The organism is Vibrio sp. D431a (assembly GCF_030248655.1).
GTDB classification, from domain to species: Bacteria; Pseudomonadota; Gammaproteobacteria; order Enterobacterales; family Vibrionaceae; genus Vibrio; species Vibrio alginolyticus.
Genome location: NZ_JAHGAP010000013.1, coordinates 88896 through 108055, shown reverse-complemented (window position 1 = coordinate 108055; position 19160 = coordinate 88896). Strand labels below are relative to the sequence as shown.

Sequence of the window (19160 nt, the reverse complement as noted above, 5' to 3'; positions counted from 1 at the left end):
CTATGATCATCGTAACTGGTGGCGCTGGCATGATCGGCAGCAACATTGTTAAAGCACTAAACGAAGCTGGTATTAACGATATCCTGGTTGTCGACAACCTAAAAAATGGCAAAAAGTTTAAGAACTTAGTTGATCTGGACATCACAGATTACATGGATCGTGACGACTTTCTGACCCAAATTATGGCGGGCGATGATTTTGGTCCGATTGAGGCAATTTTCCACGAAGGTGCTTGCTCTGCAACGACTGAGTGGGATGGTAAGTACATGATGCTAAACAATTACGAGTACTCTAAAGAGCTGCTGCATTACTGTTTAGATCGCGAGATTCCATTCCTATACGCTTCTTCCGCAGCCACTTACGGTGATACAGAGACTTTCGTTGAAGAACGCGAATACGAAGGCGCACTGAATGTATACGGTTACTCGAAACAGCAGTTTGATAACTACGTTCGTCGCCTATGGCAAGACGCTGAAGAGCATGGTGAGACCCTTTCTCAAATCACCGGCTTCCGCTACTTCAACGTATATGGCCCACGTGAAGACCACAAAGGTAGCATGGCATCAGTTGCGTTCCATCTAAACAACCAACTTAACGCAGGTGAAAATCCTAAATTGTTCGCGGGCAGCGAATCATTCAAACGCGACTTCGTTTACGTTGGTGATGTATGTAAAGTAAACCTGTGGTTCTTAGAAAACGGCGTATCAGGTATTTTTAACTGTGGTACTGGCCGTGCTGAATCTTTTGAAGAGGTAGCAAAAGCAGTTATCAAGTATCATGGCAAAGGCCAAATTGAAACCATCCCATTCCCTGAGCACCTAAAAGGCGCTTACCAAGAATTCACACAAGCGGATCTGACCAAACTGCGCACCGCAGGTTGTGATGTTGAATTCAAGACAGTTGCAGAAGGCGTTGCCGAATACTTGACTATCCAAAACAGTTAAGCGCCACAAGGTGGTAGAACCATAACCTGCCACCTTTACTCAAGTGCAATAGCCTGTATCATTCCTAACTATCTTTTTCTCATTTGAACCACTTCGCCCGCACACGAATAGGTAACTAGACACGCCATGACCATAAAACGTGATGACTTCGACCCTAAAGCATATAACCCTGAGTTTAAGCGCCACTTTCTGTCGCCTAAGTACTGGGGCACGTGGTTAGGTGTTATCTTATTTTTACCGTTATCATTAATGCCACTGGGTTTACAAAAGTGGTTGGCGAAAACCATAGCCAAAAAACTGTCTAAATCCCACAAAGGTCCAGCTCATCGAGCGAGGGTTAACTTTGAGCTGTGTTTTCCGGAAAAATCATTCCAAGAACGTGAAGCTTTGATAGAAAAAACACTCTACACAGCGGCCATGTTCTTTTTTCGCTTCGGGTTACTAAGTTTACGCTCACCAAAATGGCTTCAGAACCGTTGCCAAATTCGCGGCCTAGACATTTTACGACAGCACATTGATAGCAACGAAAATGTAATTTTAATGGTTCCCCACTCTTGGGCTATTGATGTGCCTGCTATCTTGCTCGCTTCAATGGGAATGCCGGTTTCTGCAATGGCGAAGAAACAAAAGAATGATGTTGCTGACTGGCTGATGCACAAGCAAAGAGTTCAATATGGTGGTCGTGTTTATGAACGCTCAGGTGGCATTAAGCCTTTTCTGAAGTCTATTCGAGATGGCTATGTAGGGTATTATCTACCCGACCAAGATCACGGCCCAGAGCATAGTGTGTTTGTAGATTTTTTTGCAACACGTAAAGCAACGCTACCTGGTTTAGGCAAAATTGCGAAACTATCACGCTCAAAAGTACTGCCTCTATTTGCGTCGATGAACACTGAAGATGGTACGTTTGACATTGAGATTTTACCAGCGTTTGAGCTGGATAAAGGCGAAGAGCAAGACGCTCGTACCTGTAATGAAGCCATTGAATATTTTGTCGGTGATAAACCCGAACAATATATGTGGGTACTACAGTTGCTGCACTCTCAAGAAGACGGCAATAACTATTACAATATCTTCAAGCCTAGATATGATACTGATTGGCAAGTAAATAAATGAAAAAGATTTTAATTATTGGCCCTGCGTGGGTCGGCGATATGGTAATGTCGCAATCGTTATATATCGTATTAAAGCAACGCCATCCAGATAGCCAAATTGACGTTATCGCTCCAGGATGGTGTAAACCGATTCTTGAGCGTATGCCAGAAATCCACCAAGCGATTGAAATGCCTATCGGTCATGGTGAGTTTAACTTATTAGGCCGCAGGGAAATTGGTAAATCGATACGTGAAAAGCAATATGACCACGCCTATATATTGCCTAAGTCAGCGAAATCAGCACTGATCCCATGGTTTGCCAACATTCCTCTTCGTACTGGCTGGAAGGGAGAAATGCGCTATGGTTTATTGAACGACTTACGCCCTAACATGAAGTCTTTTCAGTACATGGTAGAGCGCTATGTAGCGTTAGCTTATCCAAAAGCAGAAATGGTGGATTCTAACTCTCTCGGCGGGCTTGAAACCTTGCCTCGCCCACGCCTTGCAATCAACGCGGCAGAGCAACAAGCCACGATCAAAAAGTTCAACTTAGCCCAAGACCAACCAATTATCGGACTGTGCCCAGGAGCAGAGTTTGGTCCCGCCAAAAAATGGCCCGAAACACACTACGCTGAAGTTGCGACGCAAATGGCTCGATCTGGGCATCAAATCTGGTTGTTTGGTTCTCAAAAGGACTTGGAGACTTGTAACAATATTCGCGCACTTGTTCCGACGCAATTCCATGAGCACATTCATGTTCTGGCAGGCCAAACCAGCTTAATTGAAGCAGTCGACTTACTTGCTGCATGTAAGACTGTTGTCGCGAATGACTCAGGCTTAATGCATGTGGCAGCTGCGGTTGGTTGTAATGTTGTTGCCGTGTATGGCTCAACTTCACCGAAGTACACCCCCCCACTCGCAGAAAAAGTGGAGATTGTTGATACCGATATTGATTGTCGCCCTTGTTTCCAGCGTGAATGTCAATACAAACACCTCAAGTGCTTGACAGAACTTTCGCCTAAGCAAGTGCTAGATAGCATCCAAAAATTTGACGCCATTACGATAAGCTCATGTTAGTTCGTATTGTTTATACCTTACTACTCGCCCTAGCGTCACCGCTACTTTTATTTGGTTTGTACAAGAGCAAACCAAATAAGCCTAAGTTCGGCTCTCGCTGGAAAGAGCACTTTGGTATCACTCCCAAGCTAAAAAGCAACGACAAACCTATTTGGATACATGCCGTATCTGTTGGTGAAAGCATAGCAGCAACACCTTTAATTAAAGCCCTTAAGGAACAAAACCCCGAACAATCTATTCTAGTTACAACAACAACAAGTACGGGAGCTGAACAGATTGCTAAGTTGGGTGATTTAATTGAACACCGCTATATGCCAATTGACTTTGGGTTCGCTATCAAAGGTTTTCTTAAAGCAGTGCAGCCAAAACAGATGTTGATCATTGAGACTGAGCTGTGGCCAAACACGCTTCACAATGTTCACAAAGCGGGTATCCCTATAACTGTCGTGAATGCGCGCCTATCTGAAAAATCGTGTCAGAACTACGCCAAAATACAGCGGCTTTTTAACGAGCTTCATCCATGCCTAACTCAAGTACTCTGCCAAACGGATTCAGATGCAGAGCGCTTCGAACGCTTAGGCGTTGAGAAAAAGAAACTATCCGTTACTGGCTCGATTAAGTTCGATATTCAAATATCAGAGCAAGTGAAACAGCAAGGACAGCAGCTTCGAGCCCAACTTGGAAACGATCGTCCGATTTGGATTGCAGCTAGCACCCACAAAGGCGAGGACGAACAGGTATTAGATGCACATAGGCAAGTTTTAAAATCTCATCCAAATGCATTACTTATTTTAGTTCCTCGCCATCCAGAACGATTTGATGATGTGTTTACGCTTTGCCAACAGCAAGGCTTTAACACTGTGCGTCGTACTTCAACGCATGCAGTCGAGATAAATACTCAAGTATATCTCGGTGATACTATGGGTGAGATGCTAACTTTGATAGGCGCAGCGGATATCTGCTTTATGGGCGGTAGCCTAGTTGGAGATAAGGTTGGAGGGCACAATGTATTAGAACCCGCAGCACTGGGAGTTCCTGTAATCACGGGACCTAGTTATTACAACTTTACAGAAATCGTTAATATTCTTAAAAAACATTCGTTCTGTGATGTCATTAAAGAAAAAAATGAAATTCACACATTGATAGAGAAACAGTTTTCATCTAGTGTAAATTCTAAAAAATCAGACAGTGAAAGATTTATCACTAATTATAAAAACATTGTAAATAAAATAGTAACAGTAATCTTTGAGAAAAAATAGTGAAAAGCATTATTACATATAAGAGGATTCAATCTAATTATGAGAACGTATGTTACGTAAACTCAATTTTTGCACTTTTTTTATACTTATATATTAATAAAGGCAGCCATAATACACTGTTCATTAGTCATGTAGATTTCCAAGGCCTGTTAGCGAATAGTAAATTAGACAATGTAGTTATTATAAACACTAAACTTAATAAAAATTGGGACTCATTGCTTTACAAATTTGGAGTTCTAAAATATGACATCACGACTCTAGTTAAAAATAAAAAATTCTTTGGTCATGACCATCTCACTTATGCATTTCTATTTGATTTATCTCACGGTTCAGTACTAGAAGATGGCGCCGGAAACTATAATGGCCCAATATCATTCAAAAAAAGAGTAAAACGCGCTTTAAAAGGCAGAGTTATTTCTCCTTTAGGCTATAGTAATAAAATAACCAGTGTTTACTTATCTAAGCCAGAGCTTGTGGACTCTCAATTACAAAACAAAGCAAAAGCATTCGATGTAGTTGAAATGTTGGACTACACAAGAAGTTTTGGTTTAAAAATGATACTAACACATAACTTCGAATCTCTTAGTGGAAAAAACATCTTATTTACTCAACCTATCAGCGATCTAGTAACGGAAGATGGAAAAATAGAGCTGTACAAAGAAATTTATGAGAAATATAACATTACAGTAATAAAGCCACACCCTCGTGAATGTACAGATTATACTGAGCACTTTTCTTGTTTAGTTATAGATAAGTTCATACCAGCTGAAGTTATTATTTCCCCGAATGATAAGAACGTTCACCTTTATACTTTGAACTCAACCTCCGTACTAAACCTAAAAGAAGTCAATGACAATATACAGGTTGATTTACTTGCACTGGATCTACACGATTTCCTTACACAGTGGAAAAAAGAAAAAAAGAAAAAATATTAAAAATATTATGTCATATAATGCGTTGTTACAAGGCATTATATGGCATAAGTAAATAACAAACTTGAGTGTTATCGTAGTTCTTGAGAATCAAGAATGTAGCGCTCCAAAGTAGTCTCACCTAAAATAAAACTTAGAGATTACTTTGTAGAACGACCTCATAATACCAATTACCGACAAACAATATCTCTCATATCTCAGCTGTATTGATGCTCTAAATATACAGTTTAGATAGCTCTTTAAGCGAGCGCCGCTCTTCTGCATTTATTTTAGAGGCATTAGCGCTAATATCAATATATTTACCTAAACTGCTCGCTAGTTCATCAAATGTAGAAAAACTACAGAGTTCAACATTTTGTGCATCTTTAAAAAACAGTTCATTGTGGCTTCCTTTCGCCACATAAACCTTACCTTGCCCCCACTTCATCAGTTGACGGGCGGTACTAGCTCCGCCTCTAGGTTGAAGCACAAGATGGGTGCACGACATCACAACAGCCGTGTAAGCTAGTGGGGGAAGTGAAGTTATGACAGACACATCGACTGTTTGCTTCTTTATCTTTTGCAAATAGGTTAAATAAAGATCTAAAAGAAGACGTTTTCGCCACTGCTTTACAGGCCACATCACAACAAACTTGTATTCCGTGTGCACTCCAGCTTTTATGAATGCACGCAACATCGCTTTAATGTTTTGATATTTAAATGCATTAGGTTTAGTACCTAAAAGGATACTTTTTTTCTTATTTTTTTCGTCTGCATAAACAGAAATCGCCAGAGTCTCAGCAGATTTAGTGGGTAATGTGTCGAAGACAACACTAGAATCAACAAGACAAAAATCACACCTTTCTAATACTTGGCTCAACTTCTCACGAAACGCACTATTTAAAGCAATAAACTGCTCTTGTTGACTTAAAACCCAAAGATCATTCTCTGTAATGTTAAGCTTAACATCTGCAACTAAGCGTCCATGTTTATCTTTGCACCAAAGCCATCTGTCAACCTCATCATCCGTGATAAACATATAACACTTGCTCTTCATTTGTGGACTAAGCTCGAGAATCTCTCGAATTTGAGCAGAGTTAAGTGCACTCAGAGAGAAATAAGTTATCGTTGAAGCGTTCAAAAAAATAGAGTTGTTCACCTTCTCGTAAGAAAAGTAAGTGACTCCATCAATTTTCTTAGGGTACTGAGATTCAATATCACTACATCCGAAAATGACGACACCTAACGTCTCGTGATTAATGCTAGCTTTCTCTATTAAGGCATCAATAAACAGAGGGGAAAAGTAGTCTGTGCTAGACACTAAAAAAATATGTTTAATCTCGTTGCTTTGCATTTTTACAATTCCATGCGCCCTAAAACATTTTTTATAGCATTAATAACATAAGACTGCTCACTATCACTCATATTGAAGTACAGTGGTAGTCTTACCAAGCGCTCACTTTCTTGTGTCGTATATATATCACTACCGACAAACCGACCAAACTGTTGGCCAGCTGGTGAGCTATGCAATGGAATATAGTGAAACGCAGAAACTATGCCCTCTTCACGAAGCATTTCAATAAACTGGCTTCTCAATTCCAGATTTTCCAGTTTCAAGTAGAACATATGCGCATTATGCTGACATTCAAAAGGAACAGTTGGCACTTCTATATTGTGTTTTGCGGCAAGAGGCGTAAGCTCATCTAGATATTTTCGCCAAATTTGTAGCCGTCTTTGGTTAATCCCTTCAGCTTCTTCAAGCTGTCCCCAAAGATATGCTGCTTGTATCTCACTTGGAAGCAAACTACTACCAAGATCAACCCAAGTATATTTGTCTACCATGCCACGGAAGAACAAGCTTCGGTTCGTCCCCTTCTCTCTGACAATTTCTGCACGCTCAACAAAAGATTGGTCATTAATAAGAAGTAGTCCACCTTCACCACCGGACGTATAATTTTTCGTCTCATGAAAACTATATGCACCTAGATGGCCAATTGCCCCCAACGCTTTTCCTTTGTAAGTAGACATCACACCTTGAGCTGCATCTTCAATAACAATGAGTTTATACTTCTCTGCAATACTCATGATCGTGTCCATCTCACAAGCAACACCAGCATAATGTACAGGTACAATAGCAACCGTTTTTTCAGTGATTGCAGCCTCAATTTTGGTTTCATCAATGTTCATCGTATCTGGACGAATATCAACAAACACCACTTTTGCACCACGCAGTACAAATGCATTCGCAGTGCTAACAAAAGTGTAGCTTGGCATAATCACTTCATCACCAGGCTGAATATCGATCAGTAAAGCGGCGAGTTCAAGCGCATGGGTACATGAAGGCGTTAACAAAGTCTTAATACAGCTCGCTCTGTTTTCAAACCAACTCTCGCATCGTTCAGAAAGTGGCCCATCTCCCGAGAGTTTACTTCCTTGGATAGCTTGCTCAATAAAGCTAAGCTCTTTACCTACAACTGGGGGCTTATTAAATGGAATCATTAATCTATCTCTCTGGGGTTACAATCAATAGAATTTCATTCTAAATTTATTGATCGGCAAGAAATCTCGAGCTTGGTTTTCTTCCTTCACTACTGCTTTGGTGATTTTCAACAAGCCTTTACCACAAATTACAACGGGGCAGCCATTTTCAACAAATATCACTTTACCAACATGCCTATGCTCACAAACCACATCCTGTACTACTTCAGCATCCAAGACCACCACTTTATTCTCATCAACATTAGTAATAGCTCCAGAATATGGGTACCCTACAGAATCAATAAATCGTTTAATGTATGTAGAACTTTGATTCCAATCGATCTCATAATCAGATTCGTCTCGCCATATTGAATATGTCGCTAATGACTCATCTTGTTGTGAGGATTTTATTTCTCTTCCGGAATGTAAACTATTAAATATCAAATCTGCCAGTTTTATATAATTGAGGTTATTCACTTCAATTGCATCAGATAATTTCATTGGATAGTCAATAAATGAAGCAGCTTGTGCAATAATATCACCTTTATCATACTCATCTGAACCAAATAGAGCTGTAACACCAATTTCATGCTCACCATTAATTAAACTATTCACTAGCGGAGCAAAGCCTCTATATCGAGGTAAAATAGAGTCATGGAAAACAATTAACTTGCTATCTTCGATACTTCTAATCATCCAGCGCCATGACACTGCTAACACATAGGATTCTTGAGGTATTGTGTAAGTGTCATTATGATAATAATACTGAACACCGTTGTTGATAGCTAATTGTCTCAAATTTTCACTATAATCATCTTTAATATTTTTATCTTTTCCTATAACAAGGAAATCAACAATTTCTCGATATTTTTCAAATAAAAGGGTAGCAACTTCATACCCTTTTTTAGTCATCGCATGTAATACTATTTTTTTACACATAACAATACCTGAAGCTTGGACTCGTTTTGGGTAATCTCTATTTAGCTTGATGAGCAATCATCACAAATAATTTTATTTAAGTATTGTCCATAGTCATTTTTTAACATTGGTTGAGCAAATTGGATAACTTGAGAAGTAGATAACCACCCATTGCGCCACGCAATCTCTTCTAAACAGGCAACTTTAAGACCTTGAACATTTTCAATGGTTTGAACAAACGAAGAGGCTTCATGCAGGCTTTCATGTGTTCCAGTATCTAACCAAGCAAAGCCGCGCCCTAGTAATTGAACATTCAGGTCACCTTGCTCAAGGTACATTTGGTTTAGCGTCGAAATCTCTAACTCACCACGAGATGAAGGTTTGACTTTTTTTGCCAATTCGACGACTCGGTTATCATAAAAATACAGCCCAGTGACAGCATAATTGGATTTAGGCTTTACTGGTTTTTCTTCAATCGAAATCGCCTGCATATTGGCATCAAATTCTACAACGCCAAATCGCTCTGGATCTTTAACCTGATAACCGAATACCGTCGCACCACGGCTCTTCATCGCAGCTTGCTGAAGAATAGGAGTGAACCCTTGCCCATAAAAGATGTTGTCACCCAGCACCAAACATACTGAGTCATCGCCAATGAATTCTTCACCAATGATGAAGGCTTGAGCTAAGCCGTCTGGACTTGGTTGAATCGCGTATTGCAACTCAATGCCAAACTCTGAGCCATCACCCAATAGGCGCTGAAATCCTTCCTGGTCTTCTGGCGTGGTGATGATCAAGATTTCACGAATGCCAGCAAGCATAAGTACCGACAACGGATAGTAAATCATTGGTTTGTCATAAACCGGCAGTAACTGCTTAGAGACACCACGTGTAATAGGGTAAAGTCGAGTGCCCGAGCCGCCTGCTAAAATAATGCCTTTCATTATTCGCCCGCTCCTAATCGCTCAAGACTGTATGAACCATCAAGCACACGTTGCCACCATTGTGGGTTGTTTAGGTACCATTCCACGGTTTTGCGAATGCCGCTTTCAAAGGTTTCCTCTGGCGTCCAGCCAAGCTCTTGAGCGATCTTGGTGGCATCAATTGCGTAGCGCACATCATGACCTGGGCGATCTTTGACATAAGTGATCAAAGACTCATAAGACTCTATCCCGGCAGGTTTGTTTGGTCGCAGCTCTTCAAGCAAAGCACAAATGGTTTTCACCACTTCGATGTTGGCTTTTTCGTTATGGCCACCAATGTTGTAGGTTTCACCTACTTCACCTTCGTTGACCACTTTGTAAAGCGCGCGAGCATGGTCTTCCACAAACAGCCAATCTCGGATTTGCATACCATCGCCATACACAGGCAACGGCTTGCCGTCGAGGGCATTTAAAATCATCAGAGGGATCAACTTCTCTGGGAAGTGGTACGGGCCATAGTTGTTGGAGCAATTCGTGATAAGTGTTGGTAAGCCATAAGTCCGTTGCCAAGCGCGAACCAGGTGATCGCTCGAAGCTTTAGATGCAGAATATGGGCTGCTCGGCGCGTATGAGGTGGTTTCGGTGAACAAATCATCCGTTCCCTCTAGATCGCCATACACTTCATCCGTAGAAATATGATGAAAACGGAATGCCGATTGGCGCGCTTCATCTAAGCCCGACCAATATTGACGAGCCGCTTCAAGCAAATGGTAAGTGCCCATCACGTTAGTCTCAATAAAAGCAGCAGGACCATCAATAGAGCGATCGACATGAGACTCGGCGGCCAAATGCATCACCCTATCGGGTTGATGCTCTGAAAATACGCGATCTAGTTCAGCTCGGTCACAGATATCTACTTGCTCAAAATAGTAACGTTCACTCTCTGAGACATCAACCAGTGATTCTAGATTCCCTGCGTAGGTCAGTTTATCTAAATTGATAACGGTATCTTGGGTGTCACGAATGATATGTCGGACAACAGCTGACCCAATGAAGCCTGCTCCACCGGTTACTAATATTTTCATTACAAATGTTACCTACGTTAATTTTTGTGCCATCAGATACACATGAATACTTTATGATTATTGTAGTTTATAGACTCACTCGAGCATCGTTAGACTCAAGAAGGTTTACTTAGAGCAATCAATATAAAATGATAAAAAACTCAATTAAGATTGAGAAGCATAACCGTCCTGAAAATGTTCAAAATCGGATTCTTGCCAAATAATCTGTCGCTTTAAACGCTCTTTATTAAATGAGCGCAGAAGTCTATTTAGATTTTGATGCTTCCAGTCACCAGAAGTTTCAAAACGACACTTATCAAAATCGATAATCCATACCTTATCTTTGTCGTCGATCAAGATATTGTGGATATTCAAATCGGTATGGTTAACGCCAACCTGATGCATCTTGGCAATTTCTTGCCCTATTTTCTGATACATTTCTACCGATAAAGACTGTTCTTGCAAGATACTAACCAGATCTCTGGCGTTTGGGATTCGCTCACTTAATAAATCAGCTTGATAGAAGAATCCTGACTTTACGGCTCTTGCTGCAATAGGACGAGGAACGTGCACCCCAGCCTCAATTAGCGCCAACAAAAGCTGAAACTCTTGCGCACAACGGGTGTTATCCCAGCCAGAGAACCAATAATGATCGTTAACTAACTTCCCAAACAAACCGCCACGACGGTAATGACGTAGTGCCGCTTGCATGTTCTCTAGTTGGATAAACCATGTCGTGCCTCGCCCCGTCGCACTGCCAACCACCTTGTCGGAGGACTGCCAGTATTCCGCATCAAATATCGGTTGGCTAGGGTCTGTAATGATCTCGTCATCAAACCAGATCACTTGGTTGTTGTTTTTATACTGTTGAGTCATACGCTCACCCTCTAGCCTAAATACCGGCTGGCTAATATATACAACCAAGTAAATGCAGCAAACGCCAAAGCAACCATAACGGCAGCAGAGCCTATATCTTTAGCTCGACCACTGAGTTCATGCCGTTCAATACCGATACGATCAACCACTGCCTCAATCGCTGAGTTTACAAGCTCTACAATCAAGACTAATACCACGACCCCGATCATTAAGATACGCTCAACCATGCCGACATCCACTAGCCAAGCCAAAATCACGGCGATACTCAACAGAGCCAACTCTTGTCGAATGGCAGCTTCATGCTTAAAAGCCGCTTTTAATCCTTGGATCGAATAACCCGTCGCTTTAACGATGCGCTTTAGTCCGGTATTACCCGGCTTGCCAGATTCTTGCGATTGATGTGGTGTTGTCTTTGACATTGCAGAACACTTATCGGTACTTAGCTATATTCGAGCCGTGTATTTTACATTTATTGGGGATGTCTGCATAATTTACCTGCCTCTATTCATCGAATCAGACAATAATTATGTTCACTTCTGCCCCATCGTCACTATGCGTCTTGCGCTTGTCCGCTATCGGAGACGTTTGCAATACTATCGCCACCATTCAAGCTATTCAGAAACACTGGCCTTCGACCCAGATTACCTGGATAACGGGTAAACTTGAAGCCCAGTTATTAGCCGCCATCGATGGTGTAGAAGTGATTGTTTTTGATAAAAAAGCGGGACTTGATGGCTACAAATCACTTTGGCGACAGCTGAAAGGCAGAGAGTTTGATGCGCTATTGCATATGCAGTACGCAATTCGAGCGAGTGTCGCAACGTTGGGCATTAAAGCAAAATACAAACTTGGTTTCTCTTCTGATAGAAGCCAGGACTTTCAAACACTATTTACCAATGTCAAAGTGCCTTCCCCGCAATCTCTGCATGTCGCAGATGGCTTAATGGCCTTTGCCCATCAAATTGGGGTACCAAAGGCAGAACTAGACTGGGTACTTTCTTATTCAGACCACGATCAAACTTGGGCAGAGTCTCATATTTCTCGTAGTAAACCTAACCTGCTGATTGTGCCTGGTGCGAGCAAAGCTTATAAAAACTGGAACGCGGAAGGTTATGTAGATGTGATTCATCACGCCAGAGCAAAAGGCTGGAACGTGATTCTGGCAGGCAGCCCTGCTCAGGTAGAATTGGATCTGGCAGAAGCCATTCAATCTCGCTTGGAAGAACCGTGTCTAAATTTAGTTGGACAAAGTTCAATTCTGCAAATGCTTGCGTTAATAGATAAGGTTGAAATGGTCATCGCCCCCGATACCGGACCAGCACACATGGCGAATGCCATGAAAACGCCAATCATCGGGCTCTATGCACACCATAATCCGCTGCGAGTGGGACCTTACCGTTATCTAAAATACGTTGTCTCAGTGTATGAAGAAACGATCTTTGCGGAAACAGGTAAAAACAGTCACGAGTTAAGCTGGCGAACTCGCGCTAAAGATGAAACGGCAATGAACCGCATTACCAGCACTCAAGTAATGAGCATGTTCGATCAAGTCTTAGAAGATTTGTATCCTCAATACCAGTAAACTTACTGTCTTGATTTGTTAAGAAGGAAATGACCTTGTCCAAACCAACCTTAGCCGTTGCCTTAATTGTAAAAAATGAAGAGAAGCACTTACAAGCTTGTCTAGACACAGTAAAAGATTGGGTCGATGAGATTGTCCTTCTAGACTCGGGCAGCACTGATCGCACTGAAGAAATCGCCCGACAATACACAGATAAGTTTTACACCAACCTAGATTGGCCAGGATTCGGTAAACAGCGCCAACTGGCGCAGCAATACGTTACGGCAGACTACGTTTTGTGGCTTGATGCGGACGAACAAGTCACTCCAGAGCTAAAAGAAAGTATCTTACACGCGGTATCAGCCAATAAGCCGAACGTTTTATACAAACTTAATCGACTAAGCTCAGCGTTTGGTAAGTTCATCTACCATTCTGGTTGGTCTCCAGACTGGATTGTGCGCTTATATCGCACCGAATATACACAATATAATGATTCGCTCGTTCATGAAAAAGTTGATGAGAAAAACTATCAAACTGAAAAACTGGATGGTCGACTGCATCACTACACTTACGAGCACCTTCATCATTACATCAATAAAACCACTGGCTACCTTAAGGCCTGGACGGATGAACGTGAAGGTAAAAAGAAAGCGGGTTTAACGACCGCTATCGTTCACGCTCTTGCTAGCTTTTTGAAGATGTATGTTCTCAAACGAGGCTTCCTTGATGGCAAGCATGGCTTCATTCTAGCTTGGCTAAGCATGCACTCTACTTTTGTAAAATATATCGATCTCTACTTACGTGAACAGGCAAGAAAATCATGAAAACGACTTTAATTATCACCACTTACAACTGGAAAGAGGCATTAAAAGCGGTGTTAGAAAGCGTGAAACGTCAAACCGTTTTGCCTGACGAAGTAATTGTTGCAGATGACGGTTCTCGAGACGATACCAAAGCAATGATCAACCAACTGCGTGACGGCTTTCCAGTACCACTTATTCATAGCTGGCACGAAGATAATGGCTTTCAACTTTCAATGAGCCGCAACCGTGCGATCGCAAAAGCATCAGGTGACTACCTCATCATGATTGATGGCGACATGGTGTTGTCTCAAACGTTTATTGAATCACATAAGCAAGTCGCAAAGCCAAATTGGTTTGTGCAGGGTGGACGCGTGTTAACGGATGAAAACTGCAGCAAGGCCATCATGGAAAACGGCTTAGTGCCTTCTATCTTCAGCAAAGGCATTCGCAATCGTAAAAACTGCATCACCAACGCTTTACTATCGAAATGGTTCTCTTACGAGCGCAATAACGATAAAGCCACTCGCGGTTGCAACATGGCGTTTTGGCGACAAGATGTCATCGAGGTGAATGGCTTCAACCAAGATTTTGTTGGATGGGGACGCGAAGACAGCGAGTTTGTTCATCGCATGTTGAATGCGGGTAAGTCACGTCTTTACCTAAAATTCGCAGGTGTAGGCTACCACTTGTACCACGTAGAAAACTCTCGTGCGTCACTCGGACAAAATGACGAGATTTTAGAGAACACCATTAAAAACAAGCTTAAACGCTGTGAGAATGGTGTTGACCTGTTTATTTCAGAGGATTGCAGCTATGAATAAAAAGGTGATCTATCCTGGAACTTTTGATCCAATTACTAATGGCCATCTAGATTTAATCGAACGTACAGCAAAAATGTTCGACTCAGTAACAATTGGAGTTGCAGCTAGCCCTTCGAAAAACACCATGTTCTCGTTGGATGAGCGTGTAGACCTGGTCCACCAATGCTGTCAACACTTAAGCAATGTCAACGTTGTCGGCTTTAGTGGTTTACTTGTGGATTTCGCCAAAGAACAACAAGCCTCGATCCTAATCAGAGGGCTTCGCACAACAATGGACTTTGAGTACGAGTTTGGTTTGACGAGCATGTACCGTAAGTTACTACCCGGACTAGAAAGTATTTTTCTTACCCCTTCTGAAGAGTTCGCGTTCTTGTCCTCAACAATAGTAAGAGAAGTAGCGATTCATGGCGGAAATGTCGCCCAATTCGTTCCGAATCCTGTAAACACAGCCATCTTAGAAAAACTACGTTCAGCATGAAAAAGTTAAAGTATTACTTATCTAACGGAATACTCGCTTATTTACCTTCTTTTTTGTTTCGTTATTCCGCAAAAAAACTGTTAGCACGGGCTCCAAGCTATGATGAAGAGTACTTGCGTGAACGAGTTAATTACTACAATAAACATACAACGAGCTTCGAACTGACTCCTCCAGATCTTACGAAAGTAAAAGACTTTAAAAAAACGGGCGGCAGCGCTTATTACTATGATCTGTTGAAGGTTATTAAATGCTTCCCTAAAAAGGCCGTCTTCAAATATGTCAATGGCGATGTCATTGATGTACCAAACGAGCCGAGTTTTTTAAAAAGTCGACCTATTGAAGGAGAGAACACTAACTCGGTCCTACTAAAGCTAAACGCCGTTAGACACTACTTTTTTGTGGATAAAGACAAGCCGTACCAAACTAAAAAAGACATGATTGTATGGCGTGGGACGGGATTTCGACCAAATCGAAGAAAACTACTTTCTCGTCATTTCCATAATCCTCGCTGCAACATCGGTCGAGTGGATACGCAGGATAAAGATCCAGAACAACTGAGCTACGTGACCCCTTCAATGAGTATCTCAGAACAACTTGAGTACAAATTCATTCTGAGCTTGGAGGGAATGGACGTCGCAACCAATCTTAAGTGGATCATGTCCTCCAATTCTTTGTGCTTTACCCCTAAACTGCGCTACGAAACATGGTTTATGGAAGGGAAATTAAAAGCGGGTGTGCACTTTGTTCAAGTCAAAGATGATTTTTCTGACCTAGATGAAAAAATGGACTACTACTTGGAACACCCTGACAAGGCAGAAGAAATTATACAGAATGCTCATCAGTGGGTTGAGCAATTTAAAGATACTAAAAGAGAAAGGTTAATTTCTCTATTAGTCGCAGAGAAGTATTTTAATCTCGCAGAAACAAGAAGGGTTACCTAAATCTATTAGGTAACCCTGAAACAACTAGTAATCGTACTTAACTTTATTGATAACACGCTGAATCATATTAAGGGGATTAAAAGTCTTTTTCCCCTTACGTTTATTAGCAATGCTAGTCAGGTTGTCTTCTCTTTTCGCTACCACTATTGGGCTGATGTAACCATAACAACCACTTAATTTTGGAATCGATAACCACTTGTCAATTGGCACCGCATAAGCCGTTTTTTTCATGCTGCTTAATAGATCTCTAGCTCTTAATGGTGTAATGCCATAGCACACGGTTGGAAACGGCTTCTTTTCTTTTACATCTGATATTTTAAACGGTTTTTCTGGGTCTAAAATGTAGCAGAAGTTAGTAAAGTTCACTAAGCCACAACTTTGGATATAAGCTAGTACGTCATCAGCAAGTAACCTTGATGCTTCACCGATGAACTCAATATTGTCTTCAATAACAATCGCAGGCGTTCCTGACGCAACAATCAATTCCCATGCTTGAGAGTGTGTCTTAAAGCAACCAATCTCTCCAGCCATGATCGCTTTTTGGCGAAACTTATGAGAGTAACTTTCATACTCTTTCTCTAGCTTAAGAAGATCATCATAAGAATCTGAGTAAACAAATTCAAAATCGATACCCTTTAGGTAATTTTGAATGCGATTTACTCGCTCTTCATTTCCAGTTGTAATAACAAACACTTTCAATGGTGTATTACTGCTTAGTTCCACCGTTAAACCCTCAGCTGATTTAGTGCAGCTCAGTATAGTATCTACCCCAATAATTATTAGCAAGGATACTCATTGTTGAGCGAGAGCTATCAATAACTCTGCAAGCCTATTACTTCTGACACTCACTACAAAAGAAGGTATTACGCTGGCCAATCTTTAGCTCTTGAAGTCGTTCGCCGCACTCTGGGCATGACTCTCCGGCTTTTCCGTAAACCAATAACTCTTGTGCAAAGTAACCCGGCTTTCCATCGGCTTGCGCAAAATCTTTCAGGGTAGTCCCACCTTGCGTAATGGCAATCTCAAGTGTCATTTTGATATTTTCAACAAGTAACCTCCACTCTTGAGAAGTCAACTTACCTGCGGGCCTTGAAGGGTGAATTCGAGATTTAAACAACGACTCATTCGCGTAGATGTTCCCAACACCAACCACGACTTTGTTGTCCATGATGAACTGCTTGACAGCGACACGCTTATTTTTAGCTTTCTCCGCTACATATTCCGCATTGAACTCTTCAGTTAAAGGCTCAGGCCCCATGTTTGCTAGCACAGCATGTGACTCGCCAGGAGCACACCACAGCCATGCCCCAAAACGACGCGGATCGTTATAACGCAGTATTTTTCCACTGCTTAGTTTGAGATCCACATGATCGTGCTTTGTTGGCGGAAAGTCGGCATCTAGGACACGTAAAGACCCAGACATGCCCAAGTGAACAATGGCTGTACCTGTGTTTGTCTCGATCAGTAAGTATTTCGCACGACGGCTAATCGCACGGATCACCTGCCCTTCCAATTTTTTAAGCTCTGTAGGAATATCCCAGCGCAATTTAGGCGTTCGAAAAGTAAACGACTGGATCGTTTGTCCAACCATGTGGGGGCTAATCCCCATACGGCTGACTTCAACTTCTGGCAACTCAGGCATTAGATTCTCCAATTCACCGGCTAATAGTTCTCGCTGCTAGCATAATCGAAAAGAAAAACGATAAATAGGGAAGCTTATTAGGGGTATAGACGCAAAAAGGCTTTACTCTGGCATAAGGTAGTTTTCATCAACGGAGATAGCGACCCATTTGTCTTGCCAGGTTTTAAATAGCCAAAAATCAGGTAAACGAAAGAAAGTCACCCGCTGCGGCTCTTCGAGAGCCTGATACCAGACTTCTACCGTTTCAGGTACCGCTAGGTTAGGTTTTAAATGGTCGTACTGTTCTGAGGTAAGCTCGGTCCCTTCCAATGATTGCCAGCGTGATACAAGTTCACTGATCGGTGCATCAACTTTGATGTTGGATTGCCACCGTCCATCATGCAGCTCGAACTCCCAGCCACTATAGTACAAAGACTCCACCGTATAGTCGGAGCGAAGTACATTTGGGTAAGGGTCTGCTTGGGCTGTTAATAGGTAAGTTTTGATCCACATCGGCGCATTTAAGATCACTATAAACGCGATAATGCCCAGAATAAGAATATTGTTCCATCGGCGGCGACGAGCCGGACTCACACGCATAACCATCTCTACTCTCTTATAGTTATGAGTAAATTACCAAAGAGTATTGAGGTTGACTAGAACAATGGTGTGCAAGTATGTAGAGAAGCGGTGACCAAGCGGTATAGGACGATAAATTAAAAATTCGAGTATAGAGTCGGACCAATAAAATGACGTTAGCAGTACTTTATAATCCGATGACGTACTGAACACTTTTCTTCAGCATTTTTATTCAGGTAATAAAAAACCCAACTCGAAAGTTGGGTTTTTCAATTCATCAAAGAGACTGAAACCAATTATTTGATTTTTGCTTCTTTGTACATAACGTGCTGGCGAACTACTGGATCAAACTTTTTGATCTCAAATTTGCCTGGCATGTTACGCTTGTTCTTATCAGTTGTGTAGAAGTGGCCTGTACCTGCAGAAGATACTAGACGGATTTTCTCACGAACGCCTTTCTTTGCCATTGCTTATTTCCTCTTAAACGTTTTCGCCACGTGCACGCATGTCTGCAAGAACAGTATCAATACCTTTCTTGTCGATGATGCGCATACCTTTAGCAGATAGACGTAGTTTAACAAAACGTTTTTCGCTCTCTACCCAGAAACGATGAGTTTGTAGGTTCGGCAGAAAACGACGCTTAGTAGCATTTCGTGCGTGTGAACGGTTGTTACCCGTTACTGGACGCTTACCAGTTACTTGGCATACTCGTGACATGAATGTCTTCTCCAAAATCGTTTCAGCTCGATATCAACCTTGGTGGCCGAACCTCTCTATCTCTCGAAAAGAAGTTAGAGGTTAAGAACCGCTAT

22 protein-coding genes are annotated in these 19160 nt (G+C 41.7%); 10 read left to right on the top strand and 12 right to left on the bottom strand.

Annotation, left to right across the window (positions count from 1 at the left end; translation table 11 throughout):
* Positions 1–2 precede the first annotated feature (2 nt).
* From rfaD to KJB35_RS10980, 5 genes are all read left to right on the top strand, one after another.
* Positions 3–944: an ADP-glyceromanno-heptose 6-epimerase gene (gene rfaD / locus KJB35_RS11000; RefSeq protein ID WP_054574199.1), complete on the top strand. Its 942-nt coding sequence runs from the start codon at positions 3–5 to the stop codon at positions 942–944.
* Between the two features lie 126 nt (positions 945–1070).
* Positions 1071–2060 carry a lauroyl-Kdo(2)-lipid IV(A) myristoyltransferase gene (lpxM, locus tag KJB35_RS10995; protein ID WP_005384797.1) on the top strand — a complete coding sequence of 330 codons (990 nt, stop codon included), beginning with the start codon at positions 1071–1073 and terminating at the stop codon, positions 2058–2060.
* Complete coding sequence (waaF, locus tag KJB35_RS10990) at positions 2057–3115, top strand: lipopolysaccharide heptosyltransferase II (protein ID WP_213907975.1); 1059 nt, start codon at positions 2057–2059, stop codon at positions 3113–3115. The genes lpxM and waaF overlap by 4 nt, the downstream gene beginning before the upstream one ends.
* Positions 3109–4374: a lipid IV(A) 3-deoxy-D-manno-octulosonic acid transferase gene (waaA, locus tag KJB35_RS10985; protein WP_213907974.1), complete on the top strand. Its 1266-nt coding sequence runs from the start codon at positions 3109–3111 to the stop codon at positions 4372–4374. The genes waaF and waaA overlap by 7 nt, the downstream gene beginning before the upstream one ends.
* Entirely contained in the window at positions 4374–5309 is a 936-nt protein-coding gene (locus KJB35_RS10980) for a glycosyltransferase family 52 (RefSeq protein ID WP_053349735.1), read from the top strand. Before waaA ends, KJB35_RS10980 begins: the two co-directional genes overlap by 1 nt.
* Before the next feature lie 211 nt (positions 5310–5520).
* On the opposite strand, the gene KJB35_RS10975 is transcribed toward KJB35_RS10980, so the two are convergent.
* The 7 genes from KJB35_RS10975 to KJB35_RS10945 form a co-directional block, all read right to left on the bottom strand.
* The gene (locus tag KJB35_RS10975) at positions 5521–6639 is read right to left on the bottom strand and encodes a hypothetical protein (RefSeq protein ID WP_085569716.1); all 1119 of its coding nucleotides are present in this window, start codon (positions 6637–6639) and stop codon (positions 5521–5523) included.
* A 2-nt stretch (positions 6640–6641) separates the two neighbouring features.
* On the bottom strand, positions 6642–7784 hold the full coding sequence (gene rffA, locus KJB35_RS10970) for a dTDP-4-amino-4,6-dideoxygalactose transaminase (RefSeq protein ID WP_006742520.1): 1143 nt from the start codon (positions 7782–7784) through the stop codon (positions 6642–6644).
* A gap of 24 nt (positions 7785–7808) precedes the next feature.
* Complete coding sequence (locus KJB35_RS10965) at positions 7809–8702, bottom strand: formyltransferase family protein (protein ID WP_053349738.1); 894 nt, start codon at positions 8700–8702, stop codon at positions 7809–7811.
* A 41-nt stretch (positions 8703–8743) separates the two neighbouring features.
* Positions 8744–9625: a glucose-1-phosphate thymidylyltransferase RfbA gene (rfbA, locus tag KJB35_RS10960; RefSeq protein ID WP_006742522.1), complete on the bottom strand. Its 882-nt coding sequence runs from the start codon at positions 9623–9625 to the stop codon at positions 8744–8746.
* Positions 9625–10689, bottom strand: a complete 1065-nt coding sequence (rfbB, locus tag KJB35_RS10955; RefSeq protein WP_064353534.1) for a dTDP-glucose 4,6-dehydratase — start codon at positions 10687–10689, stop codon at positions 9625–9627. Before rfbB ends, rfbA begins: the two co-directional genes overlap by 1 nt.
* 144 nt (positions 10690–10833) lie before the next feature.
* Complete coding sequence (locus tag KJB35_RS10950; protein ID WP_182038444.1) at positions 10834–11544, bottom strand: 3-deoxy-D-manno-octulosonic acid kinase; 711 nt, start codon at positions 11542–11544, stop codon at positions 10834–10836.
* A gap of 11 nt (positions 11545–11555) precedes the next feature.
* Positions 11556–11963 carry a diacylglycerol kinase gene (locus KJB35_RS10945; RefSeq protein ID WP_005395798.1) on the bottom strand — a complete coding sequence of 136 codons (408 nt, stop codon included), beginning with the start codon at positions 11961–11963 and terminating at the stop codon, positions 11556–11558.
* Positions 11964–12070: 107 nt separating this feature from the next.
* Between KJB35_RS10945 and KJB35_RS10940 the strand changes: the two genes are divergently transcribed.
* From KJB35_RS10940 to KJB35_RS10920, 5 genes are read left to right on the top strand one after another with little or no spacing between them, the layout of a single operon-like run.
* Positions 12071–13126 carry a glycosyltransferase family 9 protein gene (locus KJB35_RS10940; protein WP_213907973.1) on the top strand — a complete coding sequence of 352 codons (1056 nt, stop codon included), beginning with the start codon at positions 12071–12073 and terminating at the stop codon, positions 13124–13126.
* Positions 13127–13161: 35 nt separating this feature from the next.
* Positions 13162–13929 (top strand): glycosyltransferase family 2 protein, encoded by a 768-nt coding sequence (locus tag KJB35_RS10935; RefSeq protein WP_047103887.1) that lies wholly within the window; start codon positions 13162–13164, stop codon positions 13927–13929.
* A complete protein-coding gene (locus KJB35_RS10930) occupies positions 13926–14729 on the top strand; it encodes a glycosyltransferase family 2 protein (protein WP_213907972.1) in 804 nt (267 codons plus the stop codon). The genes KJB35_RS10935 and KJB35_RS10930 overlap by 4 nt, the downstream gene beginning before the upstream one ends.
* Complete coding sequence (gene coaD / locus KJB35_RS10925) at positions 14722–15207, top strand: pantetheine-phosphate adenylyltransferase (RefSeq protein ID WP_017449082.1); 486 nt, start codon at positions 14722–14724, stop codon at positions 15205–15207. The genes KJB35_RS10930 and coaD overlap by 8 nt, the downstream gene beginning before the upstream one ends.
* On the top strand, positions 15204–16148 hold the full coding sequence (locus KJB35_RS10920; RefSeq protein ID WP_017449081.1) for a glycosyl transferase family 90: 945 nt from the start codon (positions 15204–15206) through the stop codon (positions 16146–16148). The genes coaD and KJB35_RS10920 overlap by 4 nt, the downstream gene beginning before the upstream one ends.
* A 24-nt stretch (positions 16149–16172) precedes the next feature.
* Here the strand turns inward: KJB35_RS10920 and KJB35_RS10915 are convergent, their stop codons facing one another.
* The 5 genes from KJB35_RS10915 to rpmB form a co-directional block, all read right to left on the bottom strand.
* Positions 16173–16871 carry a glycosyltransferase family 25 protein gene (locus KJB35_RS10915; protein WP_025555577.1) on the bottom strand — a complete coding sequence of 233 codons (699 nt, stop codon included), beginning with the start codon at positions 16869–16871 and terminating at the stop codon, positions 16173–16175.
* Positions 16872–16980: 109 nt separating this feature from the next.
* Positions 16981–17790 carry a bifunctional DNA-formamidopyrimidine glycosylase/DNA-(apurinic or apyrimidinic site) lyase gene (gene mutM / locus KJB35_RS10910; RefSeq protein ID WP_213907971.1) on the bottom strand — a complete coding sequence of 270 codons (810 nt, stop codon included), beginning with the start codon at positions 17788–17790 and terminating at the stop codon, positions 16981–16983.
* Positions 17791–17892: 102 nt separating this feature from the next.
* Positions 17893–18369, bottom strand: a complete 477-nt coding sequence (locus KJB35_RS10905; protein WP_085569736.1) for a hypothetical protein — start codon at positions 18367–18369, stop codon at positions 17893–17895.
* A 275-nt stretch (positions 18370–18644) separates the two neighbouring features.
* Positions 18645–18815: a 50S ribosomal protein L33 gene (rpmG, locus tag KJB35_RS10900; protein WP_004410866.1), complete on the bottom strand. Its 171-nt coding sequence runs from the start codon at positions 18813–18815 to the stop codon at positions 18645–18647.
* Positions 18816–18828: 13 nt separating this feature from the next.
* Positions 18829–19065: a 50S ribosomal protein L28 gene (gene rpmB / locus KJB35_RS10895; protein WP_005384783.1), complete on the bottom strand. Its 237-nt coding sequence runs from the start codon at positions 19063–19065 to the stop codon at positions 18829–18831.
* Positions 19066–19160: the final 95 nt, after the last annotated feature.